The organism is Bacteroidota bacterium (assembly GCA_008933805.1).
Taxonomy (GTDB): Bacteria; Bacteroidota; Bacteroidia; order UBA8524; family UBA8524; genus SB11.
This window is the reverse complement of the sequence record WBUH01000002.1, coordinates 242,902-259,983: the sequence shown is the minus strand read 5'-3', so window position 1 is coordinate 259,983 and position 17,082 is coordinate 242,902. Positions and strand designations below refer to the sequence as shown.

Genomic DNA, 17,082 nt, shown 5'->3' with positions numbered 1-17,082 from the left:
ATTTTTATTTTCTCGGCCTAAACAACAACGGAAAAAGTATTCCGTTTACTGCTCCTATGGCGTATCCTCCTGCAATATCACTATAAAAGTGTCGTCCGCTTTGGTTTCGCAGGTAACCGGTTAATGCCGGCAATACTACAGCACCTATCCAAACAGGTACTTTATATTTACTTTCAGGATAATAGAGGCTAAAAGTAGTGGCCGCAAAGAAGCAAGCAGCAGCAGAAACAGAAGTATGCATTGATGGAAACGAATGCCCTGCATCACGACTCAACCGTCTATCAAGGGGAGCATCGGTATTATAAACATAGGGCCTTGCCTTATTAATAAAGCCTTTTAGCAGCATGCTTTGTCCCATAGTAGCCAACAAACATTGGGCATAAACGGCATTATACGTTACAAACTCTTTGCGTATGGTAGGCAACAAACTCATTGCTGCCGGAATTGCAACGCTGGTAAAAGCAGTAACATCACTGTAAAACTTAGCTTGTGTATTGTATTGATAAGTAGCTTGCTTGTCAATTGCATTAAGGTTGTTACGGTCAAACGTTGCCAGCTCGGCAACCGTATAAGGCCTTGTTGTCTGTGTTACCAAGTACCCGCCTGCCGCCAAACCTATGCTTCCGCCTGCGGTATAATACACCAATGGCCTTTTTAGTTTCAGTACGGTTTGGGCTTCACTCATCGTCGCACACAAAAAAAACAGTACCCCAAAAGATATTACAACGCTTATTTTTTTCATCGGTACAATCATACAAAAAATACGGTTCATCGGTTTTTTTCTACGTTTCGTAAAATTCAAAAAATCACAAAAACTTGATTATCAATAATTTAATTGGAAACAAAAGAAACAAAGGAAACGTTTTGTTTCAAAAATGTTTCTTACGTTTATTCTTTTTTTACCTTTGCCACCGTTTTGCAATTACTACTTAAAATATTAGAAGGGAGCGAAAACCTTTTCTCGCGGTACGGAATAAAGAGTATCACGATGGACGACGTTGCTCGTGAGCTAGGTATAAGCAAAAAAACTTTATACCAGTTTGTGAATGATAAAAACGATTTGGTTGAAAAAACCTTAGAGTTTTATCTGCAACGCCACCGACATACCTGCGAAGTACTTGGCGAGGATAACAAAAATCCCATTGACGCTATGTTGGCCATTGGCGACTTTTTTTGCCAGCAATTAAAAGATACCAGCCCTGCCTTGATGTTTGATTTGCGTAAATACCATTCGGGCGCATTTCAGAAACTGGGCGAATACAAATTGGCTTGCATATCCGAACAGCTTGAAAGCAATATGGTGCGTGGTATTAAAGAAGGTTACTACCGCCCCGATGTAGATACTAAAATCATTCCCCGTCTTTATATGGTTATGGCCGACGCAGTGCTTGAAAGCCCTTACTTTCCACGCGACAAATTTAAGTTTGAAGAGGTGGTGAAATCCATGCTAAACTACCACATTCACGGCATTGCAACCCCAAAAGGCATTGAATATTTAAACAAACAATACAACAAAATATAATTAACTATGAAAATAAGACTAATACGGCTTTTGGTAGCGCTTGCGGTTGTTGCGGGCCTATACCTGCCCGCCAATGCGCAGGAGGCCACCAAGTTTTCGATTAAGGAGGCGGTTGAATACGCCAAGAAAAACAACCTTTCGTTACAAAAAACCCGCATTGATGAAAAACTTTCTAACCAAAAGGTAAAAGAAATTTTGGCTAGCGGGTTGCCACAAATAAGTGCAGGAGCCAGCTATACCAACAACATACAAATAGCTACCCAAAGGCTTCCCAACTTTATAAACGATGCGTTGCCTCCCGGCTCGCCTCGCGGCCCAGAGTACATCAATGCTCAATTTGGTTTAGCCAACTCATTAACTGTGAATGGCCAACTAAACCAGTTGATTTTTGACGGTACCTATTTCTTAGGTGTAAAAGCGGCTCAAGAGTATGTTGAAATGAGCACATTGGCTACTCAACAAACTGAGATTGAGATAGAAATAAACACCATTAAGGCCTACTACTCAGTGCTAATGGCTGATGAACGTATTGAGCAATTATCTGCCAGCTTGCGTAGTCTTGATTCAACGTTGTTTACCATGAGCGCCATGGCAATACAAGGTTTTGCAGAAGCGGTTGATACTACCCGTATTGCGCTTTCACGCTCAAATCTTGCAATACAAAAAGCAAGGTTAGAAGACCAACGTAAAGTGATGTTGAATGTATTAAAACTTCAAATGGGTTTTGATATGAGCAAAGACATCCAGCTTACTGAAACCAGCGAAACCCTTGAAGCCAAAATGAAGGTGTTGAACGTAGATGCAAATGGTAACATTAGCGCCCGCCCCGAGTATAAAATACTTGAACAACAAATTAAGTTAGGCATATTGGATAAACGCCGTTATCAGGTAGGCTACTACCCTACGTTAAATGGTTTTATCAGCCACCAACAAAACACATTTGCCAGCAAAGGTGAGTTGAGCCAGTTGGGCAACCCTTGGTTTCCCGGTACTTCATGGGGTCTTACTTTGCACGTACCCATTTTCACAGGTTTCAGGCAGCGTTCGTTTATACAACAAGCCGATTTAAGGTTGCAACAATATCAAATTACTAAAACCCAGTTTGAGCAATCGTACCAAAACGAGGTATTTACAGCCCGTACATCGTACTTGCGCGCTCTTGAAAGCTATAACCTGCAAAAGAAAAACATGGAGTTGGCCACTGAAATTAAACGCATTGCCAAAATTAAACTTCAGGAAGGTTTAGGTACATCACTAGAGTACACAACTGCTGAAACTGAAAGCAATACAACTGAAACGAACCTTTTAATAGCCCTTTACGAACTGATGGTATCTGAACTTGAATACCGCAAGGCTACAGGGGGTAAAATACTTGAATAAACAAAACAAACTATAAAACAATTTCACCAAATCACTAACACAAATGAAAAATATTATAGCATTGGCCCTTGTAGCAATATTGGCCATATCATGCGGAAAACAAGAAACCGACAAGCAAAAGCAGCTTGATGCAATGAAAGCTGAATATGCCGACTTGGGCAAAAAAATTGAAGACCTTGAAAAAGAACTTTCATCAAAAACCAGTGCTGCTGATGTAGCGGTGCCTGTAAAAATACAACCACTTGCTGCTACTACCTTTAAACGCCCTGTAGAAATGCAAGGTGTAGTAGAAAGCGATAAGAATGTGATTGTAGGTAGCGAAGTAGCCGGACGTGTAGTAGATGTATTAGTAAAAGAAGGCCAAAAAGTGAGCGAAGGCCAGTTAATTGCCCGTGTGAACGGTGATATTACTGCTAACTCTATACAAGAAGTTGAAAACGCTTTGAAACTGGCTGAGATTACCTACAAAAAACAAAAAGCCTTGCGCGACCAAAACGTAGGTACTGAAATGCAATTGTTGCAAGCTGAAAACCAACGCGATGCTTTGAAAAAACAACTTGAAACATTGCGCAGCCAATATGCCAAATACAATATCACTTCACCAGTAAGCGGTGTGGTAGATGATGTAATGATAAACAATGGCGAAAACATTATGCCCGGCATGCTTGTAGCCCGTGTGGTAAACAACAACCAGCTTAAAGTTACTGCTCAAATATCTGAAAGGTATGTATCAGCCGTACAAATTGGCGACTCAGTGTACCTTAAATTCCCCGGTATCAACTACACTATGGGCGCTAAAATAGGTGCTGTAGGTCAGGTTATCGATCCTGCAAACCGCACATTTGCTATCACTGTAAACATCTTCAACAACAGCCAAAACCTTAAGCCTAATTTGTTGTCGATGGTTACCATCTTTGATTATGTAAAACCTAACGCGATAGCTGTTCCATCAAATGTAATTAGTACAGATGGTGCAGGAAGTTTTGTATATGTAGTTGAAGAAAAGGGTGGCAAAGCCTATGCAAAAAGAAGAGCAATTAAAGCAGGACAAACTGCAAATGCACTTACTGAAATTACTGAAGGTCTTGTAGCCGGCGACCGTATTGTTACAGAAAATACAAAAGGTCTTGCCGATGGTACCTTGATTTCAATTGTAAAATAATCCAACTCTAATCCTGACTACTACTGTATGAGCACAGATAAAGATAAACAGCTCTTAAAAGAGTTTGGCCTTTCAACCTTCTCTATTAATAATAGAACCAGCGTTTATGTGTTGGTGTTTATTATTGCTATAATAGGTTGGGTAGGCTATGGCGCAATGCCAAAAGAAAGCTTCCCCGAGATTAAGCAATCAATTATCTACGTAGGAACAGTTTACCCCGGTAACTCTCCTACTGATATGGAAAACCTTGTTACCCGCCCTATCGAAAAAGAAATTAAATCGTTAAAGGGCATCAAAAAATTTACCTCTACCTCTATTCAAGATTACTCAACTATTATCGTTGAATTTGACCTTGACATAACCCCCGAAGAAGCCTTACAGGATGTGAAAGATGCGGTGGACAAGATTAAAGGCGATTTGCCCAACGACTTGCCCAACGACCCGAACATTTTTGAAATGGACTTCTCTGAGTTTCCGGTTGTTAACGTAAACATATCGGGTAACTTTAGCTACGATGTGTTGAAAGAAAACGCTGAATACCTAGAAGATGAGTTTGAAAAACTTCCTGAGATTTCTAAAGCTGAGATACGCGGTTTGCTTGACAAAGAGGTGCGTATATCAGTAGATAAAAACCAAATGGAAGCGATGCAAATCAGCTTCGGCGATATTGAAAATGCAATCAAATCTGAAAACATTTCAATGTCGGGTGGTGATATACAAAGCATAGACGGTGATAACATTAACCGCCGCAGTATTCGTATATCAGGTGAATACAAAGATTTTAAGGACTTGGCCAACATTATTGTAAAGGACGAGAACCAAAAAATTGTGTACCTGCGTGATATAGCTACTGTTGAATTTGGCCCTGAAGAAGCTCAAAGCTTTGCCCGCTTGGATAAAAACCCCGTAGTATCAATTGATATTATGAAAAAATCGGGTGAGAACCTTCTGAATGGTATCGACAAGGTGAAACTAATCCTTGAAGATGCACAGAAAAACAAGCTGCCAAAAGGCATGAAAGTGGTTCTTACCAACGACCAAAGTATCCAAACCCGTGATAACGTAAGCAACCTTGAAAACAGTATTATCTCAGGTATTATTCTGGTAGTACTTATCCTGTTGTTCTTTATGGGTGTGCGTAATGCGTTGTTTGTAGGTATTGCCATTCCGCTATCAATGATGTTGGGGTATGCTATCCTGTATTTTATGGGAGCTACACTAAACATGATGGTGCTTTTCTCGCTAATCATGGCCTTAGGTATGTTGGTTGATAACGGTATTGTGGTAGTTGAAAACATTTACCGCTTATACACCAAAGAAGGTTTTAATAAATACGATGCATCAAAATATGGTATTGGTGAAGTGGCATGGCCTATTATTTCATCAACCCTTACTACGGTAGCAGCTTTCCTTCCCCTATTGTTCTGGAATGATTTGATTGGTGAGTTTATGAAATACTTGCCTATTACCATCATCACCGTTCTTTCAGCTTCATTGTTTGTGGCACTGGTAGTAAACCCTGTGCTTACTTCAAGGCTGATGATAAAAGATGAAGAGGATAAAGGTTCTCCCGTTCGTAAATTCTGGATATACAATGTGGTATTAATTGTACCCGGTTTGTTACTTATTGTGGGTGGCAGCCTAACCTTGGGTAACTTGTTATTGCTGTGGGCATTGCTGCGCATACTAACCCGTTATTACTTTAAACCTGCGTCTATCCGTTTCCAAAACAACGGTTTGGTGAAACTTGAAAACCTATACCTGCGTGTTGCTAAATGGTGTTTCACTCACACCAAAACCATTTTCTTCTCAACAACAGCACTGATGATTTTCAGTTGGATGTTCTTTGCAAAAAGCGATGTAAAAGTTACGTTCTTCCCCGATAACGACCCCTTGTACTTTAACGTGTTTGTTGAAATGCCATTGGGTACTGATATTGAACGTACTAATGCTTTTACCAAGCAATTGGAAACTAAAATTGACAGTGTGCTAAAACCCCATAAGAAAATTGTGGAGGCTATGCTGGCACAAGTAGGTGAAGGTACCTCTGACCCTAACGAGGGTGTACAGCAAGGTGCTATGCCACACAAAGCGCGTATTACAGTTACGTTTATTAAAACCGAAGACCGTATGAAGATGGAAGGTGTTGCCACCACATCACAAGTGCTTGAAGATGTACGTGCGGCTTTGCAAGGAATACCTGAAGCCAATATTTCGGTAGAAAAGAACCGTGACGGCCCCCCGGTTGGTAAGCCTATTAACGTTGAGGTAAGTGGTGAAAACTACGACACCTTGATTAAATACACCAACTTGATGCTTGCCTATATGGATGCTGAAAAGATACCCGGTGTAGATAAACTTGAAACCGACCTTGAAGATAGCAAACCCGAAATGATAGTGAAAATTGACCGTGAAGCGGCTCGTCGTTTCGGAATCTCTACCTTCAGTATTGCTAATACCATCCGTACAGGTAGCTTTGGTAAAGAAGTCTCTAAGTTTAAAGAAGGTGAAGACGATTTCCCAATCAACTTGCGCTTGAAAAACGACCAACGTTATAACGGTAGCAATTTGATGAACCAGTTAATTACGTTCCGTAACCCTTCAAACGGACAAATTGTTCAAGTGCCTATTTCGGCAGTTGCTACGGTTGATTACGGTACCACTTTCGGTTCGGTAAAACGTAAAGACATGGACAGGGTAATTGCTATCTACTCAAACGTTAAAGAAGGTTACAGTGCTAACGAAATAGTACCTAAATACAAAGCCTTGCTAGAAGGATTTGAACTGCCTGCCGGCTACGATTACAAATTTACCGGTGAGCAAGAAGAGCAAAGCAAATCATCAGAATTTATGGGTCGTGCATTTATGATAGCGTTCATGCTTATATTCCTGATTATTGTGGCTCAGTTCAACAGTATCATCAACCCCGCTATTATCATGCTTTCGGTATTGTTTAGTACCATCGGTGTGTTTATGGGTTTTGGTATCTTCCAAATGGATTTCTCAATCCTGATGTGCGGTTTGGGTATTATATCATTGGCCGGTGTGGCTGTAAACAACGCGATTGTATTGATTGACTTTACCGACCTAAGTATAAAACGCCGCAAACAAGAATTAGGTCTTAGTGAAGATGAGAGTTTGCCAATAAACGAGTTAGTAGAAACCGTTGCAATTTCAGGAAGTACCCGTTTGCGCCCTGTATTGCTAACTGCAATCACCACAGTATTGGGTCTTGTGCCCCTTGCTATGGGTATAAACATTAACTTCTTTACCATATTGAGCGAATACCACCCGCACATATATATAGGTGGAGATAGTGCAATGTTCTGGGGTCCTCTATCGTGGACTATTATTTTCGGTTTGATAGTTACAACTTTCCTAACCCTGCTTGTAGTTCCTGTAATGTATATTATCAGTGAGAAAGTACAAATGCGTTGGTTTAGAAAGAAGTCTAGTGACGAACCATCAATAACTGCTGCTGAAGATTCAGTAACAGAATAACCAAGCCCTCCTTTTTAGTTTCGTTATATATCCCGCCTGTGCTTTGCGCAGGTGGGATTTTTTTTACATCTGAACTAATTTTCAACTTCAAAAACAAAAAAAAACTACATTGCGGTAACATTTTTGGGACATTAAACATCTTAATAAAAACTAAAGAGTAAAAATGAAAAAGCTTTACATTTTCTTAATGGCCGGTGCACTTGCACTTGGTGCTGTATCGTGCAGTAAAGACGATAATAGCAGCAGTAACAATAATAATGGCGGCGGTAACAACCCTACTGTTGATGTATGGGCAAAATCTACCGGAAAGTTTATTGGTGATGTTACCAACGGACAAGGTACAACTTCAAACATGAGCGTTACTGTAACTAAACTTAGCGATGCTAAAGTGAGGATAACCCCCGGCCCCGAAAACACCAAAATGCAAACTGTTGATGTGTTTGTGTTTAAAAACGATACTTCTATTTACCACCAACAAGGTACTCTTGATGGTAGCTTTTATGTGATTGCAAACAGCAACCCTCCTCAAATTGTTTATACTCAAAACAGCGGTAACATTAGTTTTTTTGGACAAAAGCAATAATCCTGCTCTACTTTATACAGCATAAAAAAAGCCCCGCTTGCAGCGGGGCTTTTTGTTTATCATCGGTGGTTACATTACCTTCCCAATGTTGAGTTTTTACCTGCTTCGGCATCCTTCACCAACTGGTCGGCCTGCTTGCGGGCTTCGTTTACCAAACCATCGGCTTTAGCATCGCCTTCGGCAATCGCTTTATCTGCTTTGGTGCGTGCTTCTGCTTTCAATTTATCAGCCACTTTTTGTGCAGCCGCTTTAGCTATCGGATTATTACCCGCCAACTTCACCTTATCGTCAGCTTGTTTATTCGCTTCGGCCAAAATTGCATCGGCTTGCTTCCTCGATTCAGCTTTCAGCGCATCCGCTTTCTTTTGAGCCTCGGCAATTAGTTTTTCTCCTTGCGCTTTGGCAGCATCAATACGTTTTTGCAATTCAGCATTTGCCTTGTCAATGGCTTTATCCTTTTCTTCGTTCAACTTTTGCTTGGCTGCATCTTTCACATCGTCCAAGGTGTTTTTAGCAATCTCCTTTAAGCTGGTTTTAATGGTAGGATTTGTGGTGAAACCACCTATCAAAGCATTCACATTAATAATTTCACTGGGTTTAAGCGCTATTCCCTTTTTACCTACCTCGGCAAGCATGTTATCAAGCGCTGCATTTGCACCACTGCCAAACAAGCTGCGCGGAATATCCAGTTTCACATCATAATCCAACGATTGGTCTAATCCAGACGAGCCTGAAATAAGCATATTTACACCACTGGTAGCCAGTTTAAACGGTTGCAGCTTTATGCGTCCGTCTTCTACACTAAACATCAGCAGTATTTTATTCAAATCCAACGATTGCAGCTTATCTACTTTCAAGGTGTTTGATAGCTTCATCATCGGTGGGTAACCTGCTAGTGCAGCCTTGGGTATCTCTAATTTACCACTACTGGTTAAGCTGCTTAGCAATGGCATCATATCACCACCCAACAGCGTGTTTAAATCAAAATTGGCTGATATTTTACCGTTGATGTATTGGGCAATGGGTGCCAACTGCTTCACGGTATTCATGTATTTAAATGCTTCGCCTGCATCAATGCTTGTAACGGCAAAATTCAGCTTGGTTTCGGGTTTCAACGGATTAGCGGTGCTGTAGCTTCCGTTCATTTTTACATTACCGCCAAAAATATCCGTACGCACATTGTTAAGCAACACAGCACCATCAGCAACTTTAGCCATACCGCCCATGTTTTTCAACTCAAGGTTGTCGTACAAAAAGCGATTAACCGCTAAGTTTAATGTAAAATCAATATTCTTAGGAACTTCAACCACAGTAAGCGGAACTGTATCGGCCGGTGCGGGAGTTTCAGTACCATTGGTTTCTCCTGTCAGGTATTGGTTGGCATCAAACAAGTTTGATTGCATATCCAACTCCCCTTTCAATATAGCATTACCCAAGAAATAACTGAAAAAGTTGCTCAAGCTGCCTTTCATGTTCACATCGCTGTTACCTAACACCGCCGCAAAAACAGGCATTTCAACTGTTTTGGGGTTAAAATTCAACTGGGCGTTGGTAATAGTGGTTTTGGGCAAGCTGTCGGTATCATACACTACATTAGTAGCCGTCATACTACCCGATGCATTAAAATCTTCATAGTTGCCACTCTCAAGGGTTGATACACGGCCTTTTGCACTCATATCGGCAGCAATCAACCCACTAAGGGTTGTGCCTTTTTCAAGCGGTGCCAATTTTGATACTTGAGCCAAATCTACCCTACCCTTTACGTTCATATCTACATAAGGGTCGGTAGTGGGATTTTTAGCCAATAACCTGGCACTAAACGGCTCGTTAGCCAATATAAAATCAAATTTTTTCAGGTCGATAACCGTGTTGTCAATTACCCCGTCAGGGTTGGTAACATTCAGGTTCACAAATATGCTGCGCATATCGGCAGGCATACCGGGATATTGGAACATCCCGTTATCTATCACCAAATTGATGATAAACGCAGGCAGTGATTTTTCGTTATAGATACCTTTTAAACTGCCGTCAAGTCCTAATTTACCTGAGGTTTTAACGTTTGCAAAATCTTTGGTGTACACCGCAGGTATCAGCGATAAAATATTTTTAAAGTCGGTTTTGCGGGCAGCAAACTTCAAATCCATTTGTATGTCCTCGGCAGGCATGGCGACAAAACCATCAAAGCCTGCAAACAACTCATTCAGTTGAAGTTCGTTTTCTTTAAACGTAAACTTCATCTGCTTCATGTCCATTTCCAAATCGGCTTTTAGGTTGGCTTTCACCTTGTTCAGGTAATTCAAGCCGTCCATACCTACCGTCACAGCTTGCGCATCGGTTTTGGTTTGCAGGGTAAAAAGGTCTTGGGTAAAATCACCGCTAAGGGTATGGTTCAAACCTTCAAGTGCACTGTAAATACCACCTTGCTGGTCGTCATAAACAATGCGTCCGTTTATGATTTCAAATTTCTTTAAACCTAATTTAAAGGATGAAGTTGTATCCGCAGGGGCAGCCGTTGCGGTATCGGTACTCGGCTTCATTATATCCCAGTTGGCTTTACCGTCTTTACGCACTTTTGCATAAATACGGGGATTATCCAACACAATGGAGTTAATCTGAATTTTATCGCCTGATATAACAGACATTACATCCAGGGTAGCCGAAAAACGCTGCACAGAAACCAGTGTATCGCTATCAGTACTATCTGCAATGCTGAATTTCTTAAGCTCAATAGTAAACTGAGGGAAGTTTTTAAACAGGCTAAGGGATATATCGTTATCAAAATCAACGGTGGCGGTAAGTTGTTTGTTGGCTTCTTTTTTCACCAACTCCACAATTTTACCCTTAAATATAAAGGGCAGGGCGATAACAACACCCAATAACACTACAACTACAATGGCTGTGATTTTAAAAAACTTCTTCATCGGCTTTTTGTATTATACGCTGCAAAGCTACTAAGTTAGACGGTTATAGCCTGTATTAGTTACATCCCTGCAAAAAAATATCTGTGTTTTTAGTATTGTACCTTAAACGCAAAAACCAAGCCCCTATTTTAGAACGACTTGTTAATTTTTGTTTTCCTTTCACTACCCCTAAAACAAAAAAGCCCCTTTCGGGGCTTCTTAAAGTATATTGTTCTATGAGAAAAAATTAGTCAACTGTAATTTCAAACGGCATGCGGGTTTGTATGCCTTGCACACGCATTGCACGTTTCATTTGCATGTAGTAAGTATAGCTTTCGCCCAATTCTTCTTTCAGCATTTTGGCTTTGGTTTCAGCACTCATGCTCTTAAAGAATTCTTCAAACGGGTTTTTCTCAACGGGCAATTCAGTAATACGGTAGTTGGTTAACCCTGCTTTTTTAGCAGCGATGTCTAATGCTGTTTGCATACCACCCATCACATCCACCAAGCCGCGGGCTTTAGCATCTTCGGCAGTCCAAACACGGCCTTGAGCAATTTCGTGCACTGCTGCAGTATCCATTCCCCTGCCTTTTGATACAACCCCTAAAAACTGACGGTAAACGTCTTCAACATATCCTTGTATGATGGCTTTTTCGCCTTCGGTAAAAGGACGGTCGGGACGGCCAAGTTCTGAAAACTCGCCTTTTTTTACACCATCTAAATGAATACCCAATTTATCGTTCAACAAACCTTTCATGTTGGGTAGCATACCAAACACACCTATCGAGCCGGTAATGGTATTAGGTTGTGCCACAATAGTATCAGCAGCCATAGCAATGTAATAACCGCCAGATGCAGCCACATCACCCATAGATACGATAAGAGGTTTTGTTTTCTTTAATAAGGCAAGCTCGCGCAATATCACATCAGATGCCATTGCACTACCGCCGGGCGAGTTGATGCGCAACACAACAGCTTTAATTTTATCGTTGGTGCGGGCTTTTATAATAGCTTCGCGTAAGCTGTGCGAACCAACAGTGGCTTCATCGCCGCTGCCGTCAACTATATCGCCTACTGCATACAAAATGGCAATTTTACCTTGGTTTTCGCTGTCTTTATTCTCACCGTCAACTTTTACATCGCGGTAATCATACGCCGATACAAAATCAATTTTGTCATCACCGCCGGTACCCAACTTTTTGCGGATTTCAGCCAACACCTCATCGTGGTGTTTCAAAGCGTCAATCATTTTCAAATCCACAGCAGTTTTGGCAGTGCGGATTTCCATTTTATCGGCAATTTCATACAAACGCGCGGTATCAATTTTGCGGCTTTCTGAAATACCTTTGATAAACGTACCGTACAACGAGGTTAGGTACACGTTTATTTGCTCCTCGTTCTCAGGGCTTAGGTCCTCACGGATAAAGGGCTCAACGGCACCTTTAAATTTACCTGCCTTAAACACCTGCATTTCTATGCCCAGCTTATCCAGCATGCTTTTAAAGAAAGTAATGTTTACCGACATACCGTTGAAAATCAACTCACCCGACGGGTCTAAGAAAACCTTATCGGCTGTACTGGCCAGGTAATAATTACGCTCGGCATAAATCTCTGAATAGGCATAAACGAATTTGCCCGATTTTTTAAAATCGATAATGGCTTCACGTAAATCTTGCAAATTGGCAAAACCTGCATGAAAACCTGAGCCAAACTCGATAAAGATACCGCTCATGTGTGCATCGGCTTTGGCCTTTTTGATGCTACGGATAACATCGTACACACCCGCGGAGTTGTTTGATTCAAAGTTGCTGAAGTTATAATTAACAAAGGGATTTTCAGAGGTGCGATCTTCTAAGTACGTATCCAGTTTAAGGTGTAAAACACTGTTGGCTGATACTTTTACTTCTTTCTTTTCGCTGAAACTTGAAACCGTTGCGGCTATAATTCCGAAAACGATAAATACAAGTAAGATGCCTGCCAGCACAAAGCCGAACATTGAGGCAAACATCATTTTAAAAAATTGTTTCATGATACTCTTTCGTGGTTAAAACTTAACAAGTTTAGTGATGGAACTCAAGGTTCCGTCATTTACTTGTACAAAGTAACAACCCGAAATCAGCGTCGTAACATTTATATCGGTAAAACTTTCATTTAAAACGGTAGAATAAACACATTTTCCTGCCAAATCATAAAAATTAACCGTGGCAGGATAGTTTAATGCGCGGTCGGCACTAAGCGTAACTGCAGCATTTGCAGGGTTTGGAAACAAGCTGATATTGGTTCGTGCAGCCTCATTAATTCCTAAGCCTGATACATTGGCAGTAAAGGCCATAATGGTTTCGTTAAACCCTTGTGCCTTAAAGCTGAATGAATCGGTAAAGTTGGTGCCTACTGTTTTAGCGGTGAAGCTGAACACCAAACGTTTGGTTTCGCCCGGTTGTATGGTGAAAGAACCTACCAATGCAGAAACATTTGTTTGCGGTTTAGGGTTAATGGCTGATAGCGTGTAATCAACCGCTGCTTTACCGGTGTTGGTAAGCACCGCCACATAATTAATAGTCTCGTTTAATGACACATACCCAAAGTTTACGGGTTGGCTGTAAGTAAGTTCGTATTTTTTAACCGGAGTTGGAGCTGTACCTGCAAAGTTGCTGATACGCTCAATAAACTCAGGATGGTCGGTAAAAGGGTTGCGGTTACCTTGCACTTGCGCAGCGCGCTCGTGACGGATAGAATCTTTTGGGGTAACGGGAAACTGTGCTGCCCATCCGCGCAACAAATCTTCTTGCGGGTCAAAAAAGTTGGTATAATCTTGATAACGGGTAACAAAATAGAACATGGCCCTTGCTGCTGTTCCTTTGTGCTCGTTACGGGGCTCAAATTTTTGGTTATCGCTCAGTGAACCGCCCACCATCCAAACAGGAGAGGTTACAATGCCGAAAGGGTCATCGCTGCGGCGGGTATTTGCAGGCCCATCGGCAGGAAACAAATGATGGACATCTGAAAACATAGGGTCTTGCGAAGTGTATTTGCTGCGTGGAAAATTATGTTCGGCAGTAAAGTCTTCCGCTACAGCACCGGCTCGGGTATTAAACTTGGCCTTACGCCCTATATACACACACTCTACACTATCGTTGTTATTATCTACATAGGCATACATTTGGTCGCGCACCACTGTATAGCCCAACGTATTAGCTGATGAAATTTTAGCTTTTAGCGCGGCCATTAAATCACCTTCCCACTTGTTTTGTGTGGTACTATAATAGGTGTTACTATAAAACCCTGTGCCTTTTAGGTGTACATTATAAGCACCATAAGGACTTTGGGTGCTGATTATTAGCTCATTGTTGTAATCAACATTGTGTCGGGGACGAAACTTCACATTCACCACTTTAGAGTTCATGGCAGGTATGTTTACCAAGGTGTCGCTAAGCGTAAAATCACTATTCGTGGTCTTTAGCTTCACCCCTTGCATATCAAACGGAGCATCGTTGTATATGGTTATATTAACTCCCGAGGTTACATACTTAAATAAGGTACCGTACTTAACTGTATCGGTTGAAACCCTTAATTTTTGTGCATTTATGCCCAACGCCATAAAAACAGCGATGGCGGCAACGGTAATTTTCTTTATCATAAACCTTGCAAAATTACTGCTTTGATTTTGCACATAGGTTGCCATGCTATTAAATTAATACGGGTAATCTTACATGTTTAGTGTTGCTTTGAACGAAGGGCATACCTCTCGAAGGGTTTAAAACCCTTCGTAAGGAAATACCCAACAGAACGGGATTTTATATCCTGTTCGAAATGAATTTCATTTTGAGAAACATTTCAATCTAATCTATACTGCTCAACGACGGGCATAAAGCCCGCCTCTATTTGTGGTATGCCCCACGAAGGGTTTTAAACCCTTCGTGGGGGAAATACACAACAGAACAGGATTTCACATCCTGTTCTAAAGATTTATTGGCTAAATGAATTTAAAAATTTCATTTCCGTGTCAAAGTCATTATTGGCATGGTGCTGTTGCTGGTTTTGAATGTATTTGATTACCGCCCCTACTTTATATGAGCTTACTGAAAACGCTCCGTAACCATCTTGCCATTCAAAATACTCCTCCATTTCAATTTGGTGATTTAGCCATGTAGATGTGCTACCCTTAATATTTTTTACAATCTCACTTATTGAATGTGTTGGGTGAAGGCGCAATAAAATATGTACATGATCAGGCATACCATTCATTTCAACCACATCATATCCTTTACTTTCACACACCTCAAGCACCTTGGAATAGAGTATTTGCTTGGCCTCTTCGTGAATTAGGTGCCTTCTCTTTTTAACTCCCCATACCAAATGAACCCAAAGCGATAACTTATTTTGTCCCATTTTAATTTCATTTATTCTTTCATAACTCTCGACGGGCATAAAGCCCGCTGCTATTTGTGGCATACCCCACGAAGGGTTTAAAACCCTTCGTGGGGAAATACCTAACAGAACAGGATTTCACATCCTGTTCTTCAAATTCTGTCATTTTATACAAGCTGCATGAAAAAAAGTAAACACACGATTACTTTTTAGTCTATTCACCTTTTAATGTAATTTTGTGGCATGGATTTAAGCGCACTCACTGCCCTATCGCCGGTTGACGGTCGTTACCGCAAAACCACACTTTCGCTGGCTCAGTATTTTTCTGAGTTTGGCCTGATACGCTACCGCGTTTTGGTGGAAATTGAATACCTGATTTATTTATCAGAAATACCTTTACCACAGCTGGCCGGCAAAATAAATGATGTACAAAAAAACCAGTTGCGCGATATATACCGCAACTTTATACTGAGCGACGCTGAGGAAATAAAACAAACGGAGAAAACCACCAACCACGATGTGAAAGCGGTGGAATATTTTGTAAAAGACCGCTTAAAAGAACTTGATTTAATTGAGATAAGCGAGTTTGTACACTTTGGTCTTACCTCGCAAGACGTAAACAACACCTCGGTGCCTTTAAGTTTAAAAGAAGGACTTAACGACGAACTACTGCCCAAACTGAATGAGGTGAACGACTTACTACGCGTGAAGGCCGAAGAGTGGAAAAACATTACCATGTTGGCTAAAACCCACGGTCAGCCTGCATCACCTACCAAATTGGGCAAAGAAATAATGGTGTTTGTTGAGCGTATAGAAAACCAACTGCTGTTGCTTAAAACCATTCCGTTTTCGGCAAAGTTTGGCGGAGCTACCGGAAACTTTAACGCCCACAATGTAGCCTACCCTGAACTTGATTGGCGCGTATTGGGTAACGAGTTTGTGAACAACCGTTTGGGACTAACCCGTATGCAGTACACCACCCAAATTGAACACTACGATAACCTTGCCGCATTGTGTGATACGCTAAAGCGTATTAACAATATTATGATTGATTTTTGCCGCGATGTATGGACGTACATCTCGATGGATTACTTTAAACAGCAATTAAAAGCAGGTGAAGTAGGCAGCAGTGCCATGCCACACAAGGTAAACCCCATTGATTTTGAAAATGCGGAAGGTAACTTAGGTGTTGCCAACGCATTGTTTGAACATTTTGCGGCAAAACTACCCATCAGCCGCCTACAGCGCGACCTTACTGATAGTACTGTACTGCGCAATATAGGTGTACCCATTGCTCACTCGCTTATTGCCTATACTTCTATTATTAAAGGCGCCAATAAGTTGCTGTTGAACAAAGACGCGATTGACCTTGACCTTGAAAGTAACTGGGCGGTTGTAGCCGAAGCCATACAAACCGTTTTGCGCCGCGAAGGTTACGAAAAACCTTACGAAGCTTTAAAAGCATTAACACGTACTCACCACAAAGTAACTAAGCAAAGCCTGGCCGAGTTTATTGATACCTTGAACGTGGATGATACTGTGAAGACTGAGTTGAAGAAGATTACACCGTTTAATTATGCAGGTGTTTTTTAGTCTTAATGTAATTTTTTCTGCCGCTTGATTTTTTTTAAAAACAATTAAAAACTAACAAGTGTTAATCAGTTTG

The 17,082-nt window shown here is 41.1% G+C and carries 11 protein-coding genes; 6 read left to right on the top strand and 5 right to left on the bottom strand.

Going from position 1 to position 17,082, the window contains the following annotated elements:
* Nucleotides 1–4: 4 nt before the first annotated feature.
* Nucleotides 5–772 carry a phosphatase PAP2 family protein gene (locus F9K23_03230; GenBank protein ID KAB2918171.1) on the bottom strand — a complete coding sequence of 256 codons (768 nt, stop codon included), beginning with the start codon at nucleotides 770–772 and terminating at the stop codon, nucleotides 5–7.
* A gap of 63 nt (nucleotides 773–835) precedes the next feature.
* Between F9K23_03230 and F9K23_03225 the strand changes: the two genes are divergently transcribed.
* The 5 genes from F9K23_03225 (at nucleotide 836) to F9K23_03205 (ending at nucleotide 8,148) form a co-directional block, all read left to right on the top strand.
* Nucleotides 836–1,522, top strand: a complete 687-nt coding sequence (locus tag F9K23_03225) for a TetR/AcrR family transcriptional regulator (protein KAB2918170.1) — start codon at nucleotides 836–838, stop codon at nucleotides 1,520–1,522.
* Between the two features lie 6 nt (nucleotides 1,523–1,528).
* Complete coding sequence (locus tag F9K23_03220) at nucleotides 1,529–2,902, top strand: TolC family protein (GenBank protein ID KAB2918169.1); 1,374 nt, start codon at nucleotides 1,529–1,531, stop codon at nucleotides 2,900–2,902.
* 43 nt (nucleotides 2,903–2,945) lie between these two features.
* Nucleotides 2,946–4,064 carry an efflux RND transporter periplasmic adaptor subunit gene (locus tag F9K23_03215; GenBank protein ID KAB2918168.1) on the top strand — a complete coding sequence of 373 codons (1,119 nt, stop codon included), beginning with the start codon at nucleotides 2,946–2,948 and terminating at the stop codon, nucleotides 4,062–4,064.
* 27 nt (nucleotides 4,065–4,091) lie between these two features.
* Nucleotides 4,092–7,565 carry an efflux RND transporter permease subunit gene (locus F9K23_03210; protein ID KAB2918167.1) on the top strand — a complete coding sequence of 1,158 codons (3,474 nt, stop codon included), beginning with the start codon at nucleotides 4,092–4,094 and terminating at the stop codon, nucleotides 7,563–7,565.
* 163 nt (nucleotides 7,566–7,728) lie between these two features.
* The gene (locus F9K23_03205) at nucleotides 7,729–8,148 is read left to right on the top strand and encodes a hypothetical protein (protein ID KAB2918166.1); all 420 of its coding nucleotides are present in this window, start codon (nucleotides 7,729–7,731) and stop codon (nucleotides 8,146–8,148) included.
* Between the two features lie 74 nt (nucleotides 8,149–8,222).
* On the opposite strand, the gene F9K23_03200 is transcribed toward F9K23_03205, so the two are convergent.
* From F9K23_03200 to tnpA, 4 genes are all read right to left on the bottom strand, one after another.
* The gene (locus F9K23_03200; GenBank protein ID KAB2918165.1) at nucleotides 8,223–11,069 is read right to left on the bottom strand and encodes a membrane assembly protein AsmA; all 2,847 of its coding nucleotides are present in this window, start codon (nucleotides 11,067–11,069) and stop codon (nucleotides 8,223–8,225) included.
* A gap of 226 nt (nucleotides 11,070–11,295) precedes the next feature.
* Entirely contained in the window at nucleotides 11,296–13,077 is a 1,782-nt protein-coding gene (gene sppA / locus F9K23_03195) for a signal peptide peptidase SppA (protein KAB2918164.1), read from the bottom strand.
* A 15-nt stretch (nucleotides 13,078–13,092) separates the two neighbouring features.
* Nucleotides 13,093–14,730, bottom strand: a complete 1,638-nt coding sequence (locus F9K23_03190; GenBank protein ID KAB2918163.1) for a T9SS type A sorting domain-containing protein — start codon at nucleotides 14,728–14,730, stop codon at nucleotides 13,093–13,095.
* 284 nt (nucleotides 14,731–15,014) lie between these two features.
* On the bottom strand, nucleotides 15,015–15,500 hold the full coding sequence (gene tnpA, locus F9K23_03185) for an IS200/IS605 family transposase (protein ID KAB2918162.1): 486 nt from the start codon (nucleotides 15,498–15,500) through the stop codon (nucleotides 15,015–15,017).
* Nucleotides 15,501–15,659: 159 nt separating this feature from the next.
* Between tnpA and purB the strand changes: the two genes are divergently transcribed.
* Nucleotides 15,660–17,009: an adenylosuccinate lyase gene (gene purB, locus F9K23_03180; protein KAB2918161.1), complete on the top strand. Its 1,350-nt coding sequence runs from the start codon at nucleotides 15,660–15,662 to the stop codon at nucleotides 17,007–17,009.
* Nucleotides 17,010–17,082: the final 73 nt, after the last annotated feature.

Coding starts and splice junctions, on each gene's coding strand:
- F9K23_03230 (KAB2918171.1), bottom strand. CDS start 772: ATGAACCGTATTTTTTGTATGATTGTACCGATGAAAAAAATAAGCGTT.
- sppA (KAB2918164.1), bottom strand. CDS start 13,077: ATGAAACAATTTTTTAAAATGATGTTTGCCTCAATGTTCGGCTTTGTG.
- F9K23_03220 (KAB2918169.1), top strand. CDS start 1,529: ATGAAAATAAGACTAATACGGCTTTTGGTAGCGCTTGCGGTTGTTGCG.
- F9K23_03190 (KAB2918163.1), bottom strand. CDS start 14,730: ATGGCAACCTATGTGCAAAATCAAAGCAGTAATTTTGCAAGGTTTATG.
- tnpA (KAB2918162.1), bottom strand. CDS start 15,500: ATGCCACAAATAGCAGCGGGCTTTATGCCCGTCGAGAGTTATGAAAGA.
- F9K23_03210 (KAB2918167.1), top strand. CDS start 4,092: ATGAGCACAGATAAAGATAAACAGCTCTTAAAAGAGTTTGGCCTTTCA.
- F9K23_03200 (KAB2918165.1), bottom strand. CDS start 11,069: ATGAAGAAGTTTTTTAAAATCACAGCCATTGTAGTTGTAGTGTTATTG.
- F9K23_03215 (KAB2918168.1), top strand. CDS start 2,946: ATGAAAAATATTATAGCATTGGCCCTTGTAGCAATATTGGCCATATCA.
- purB (KAB2918161.1), top strand. CDS start 15,660: ATGGATTTAAGCGCACTCACTGCCCTATCGCCGGTTGACGGTCGTTAC.
- F9K23_03205 (KAB2918166.1), top strand. CDS start 7,729: ATGAAAAAGCTTTACATTTTCTTAATGGCCGGTGCACTTGCACTTGGT.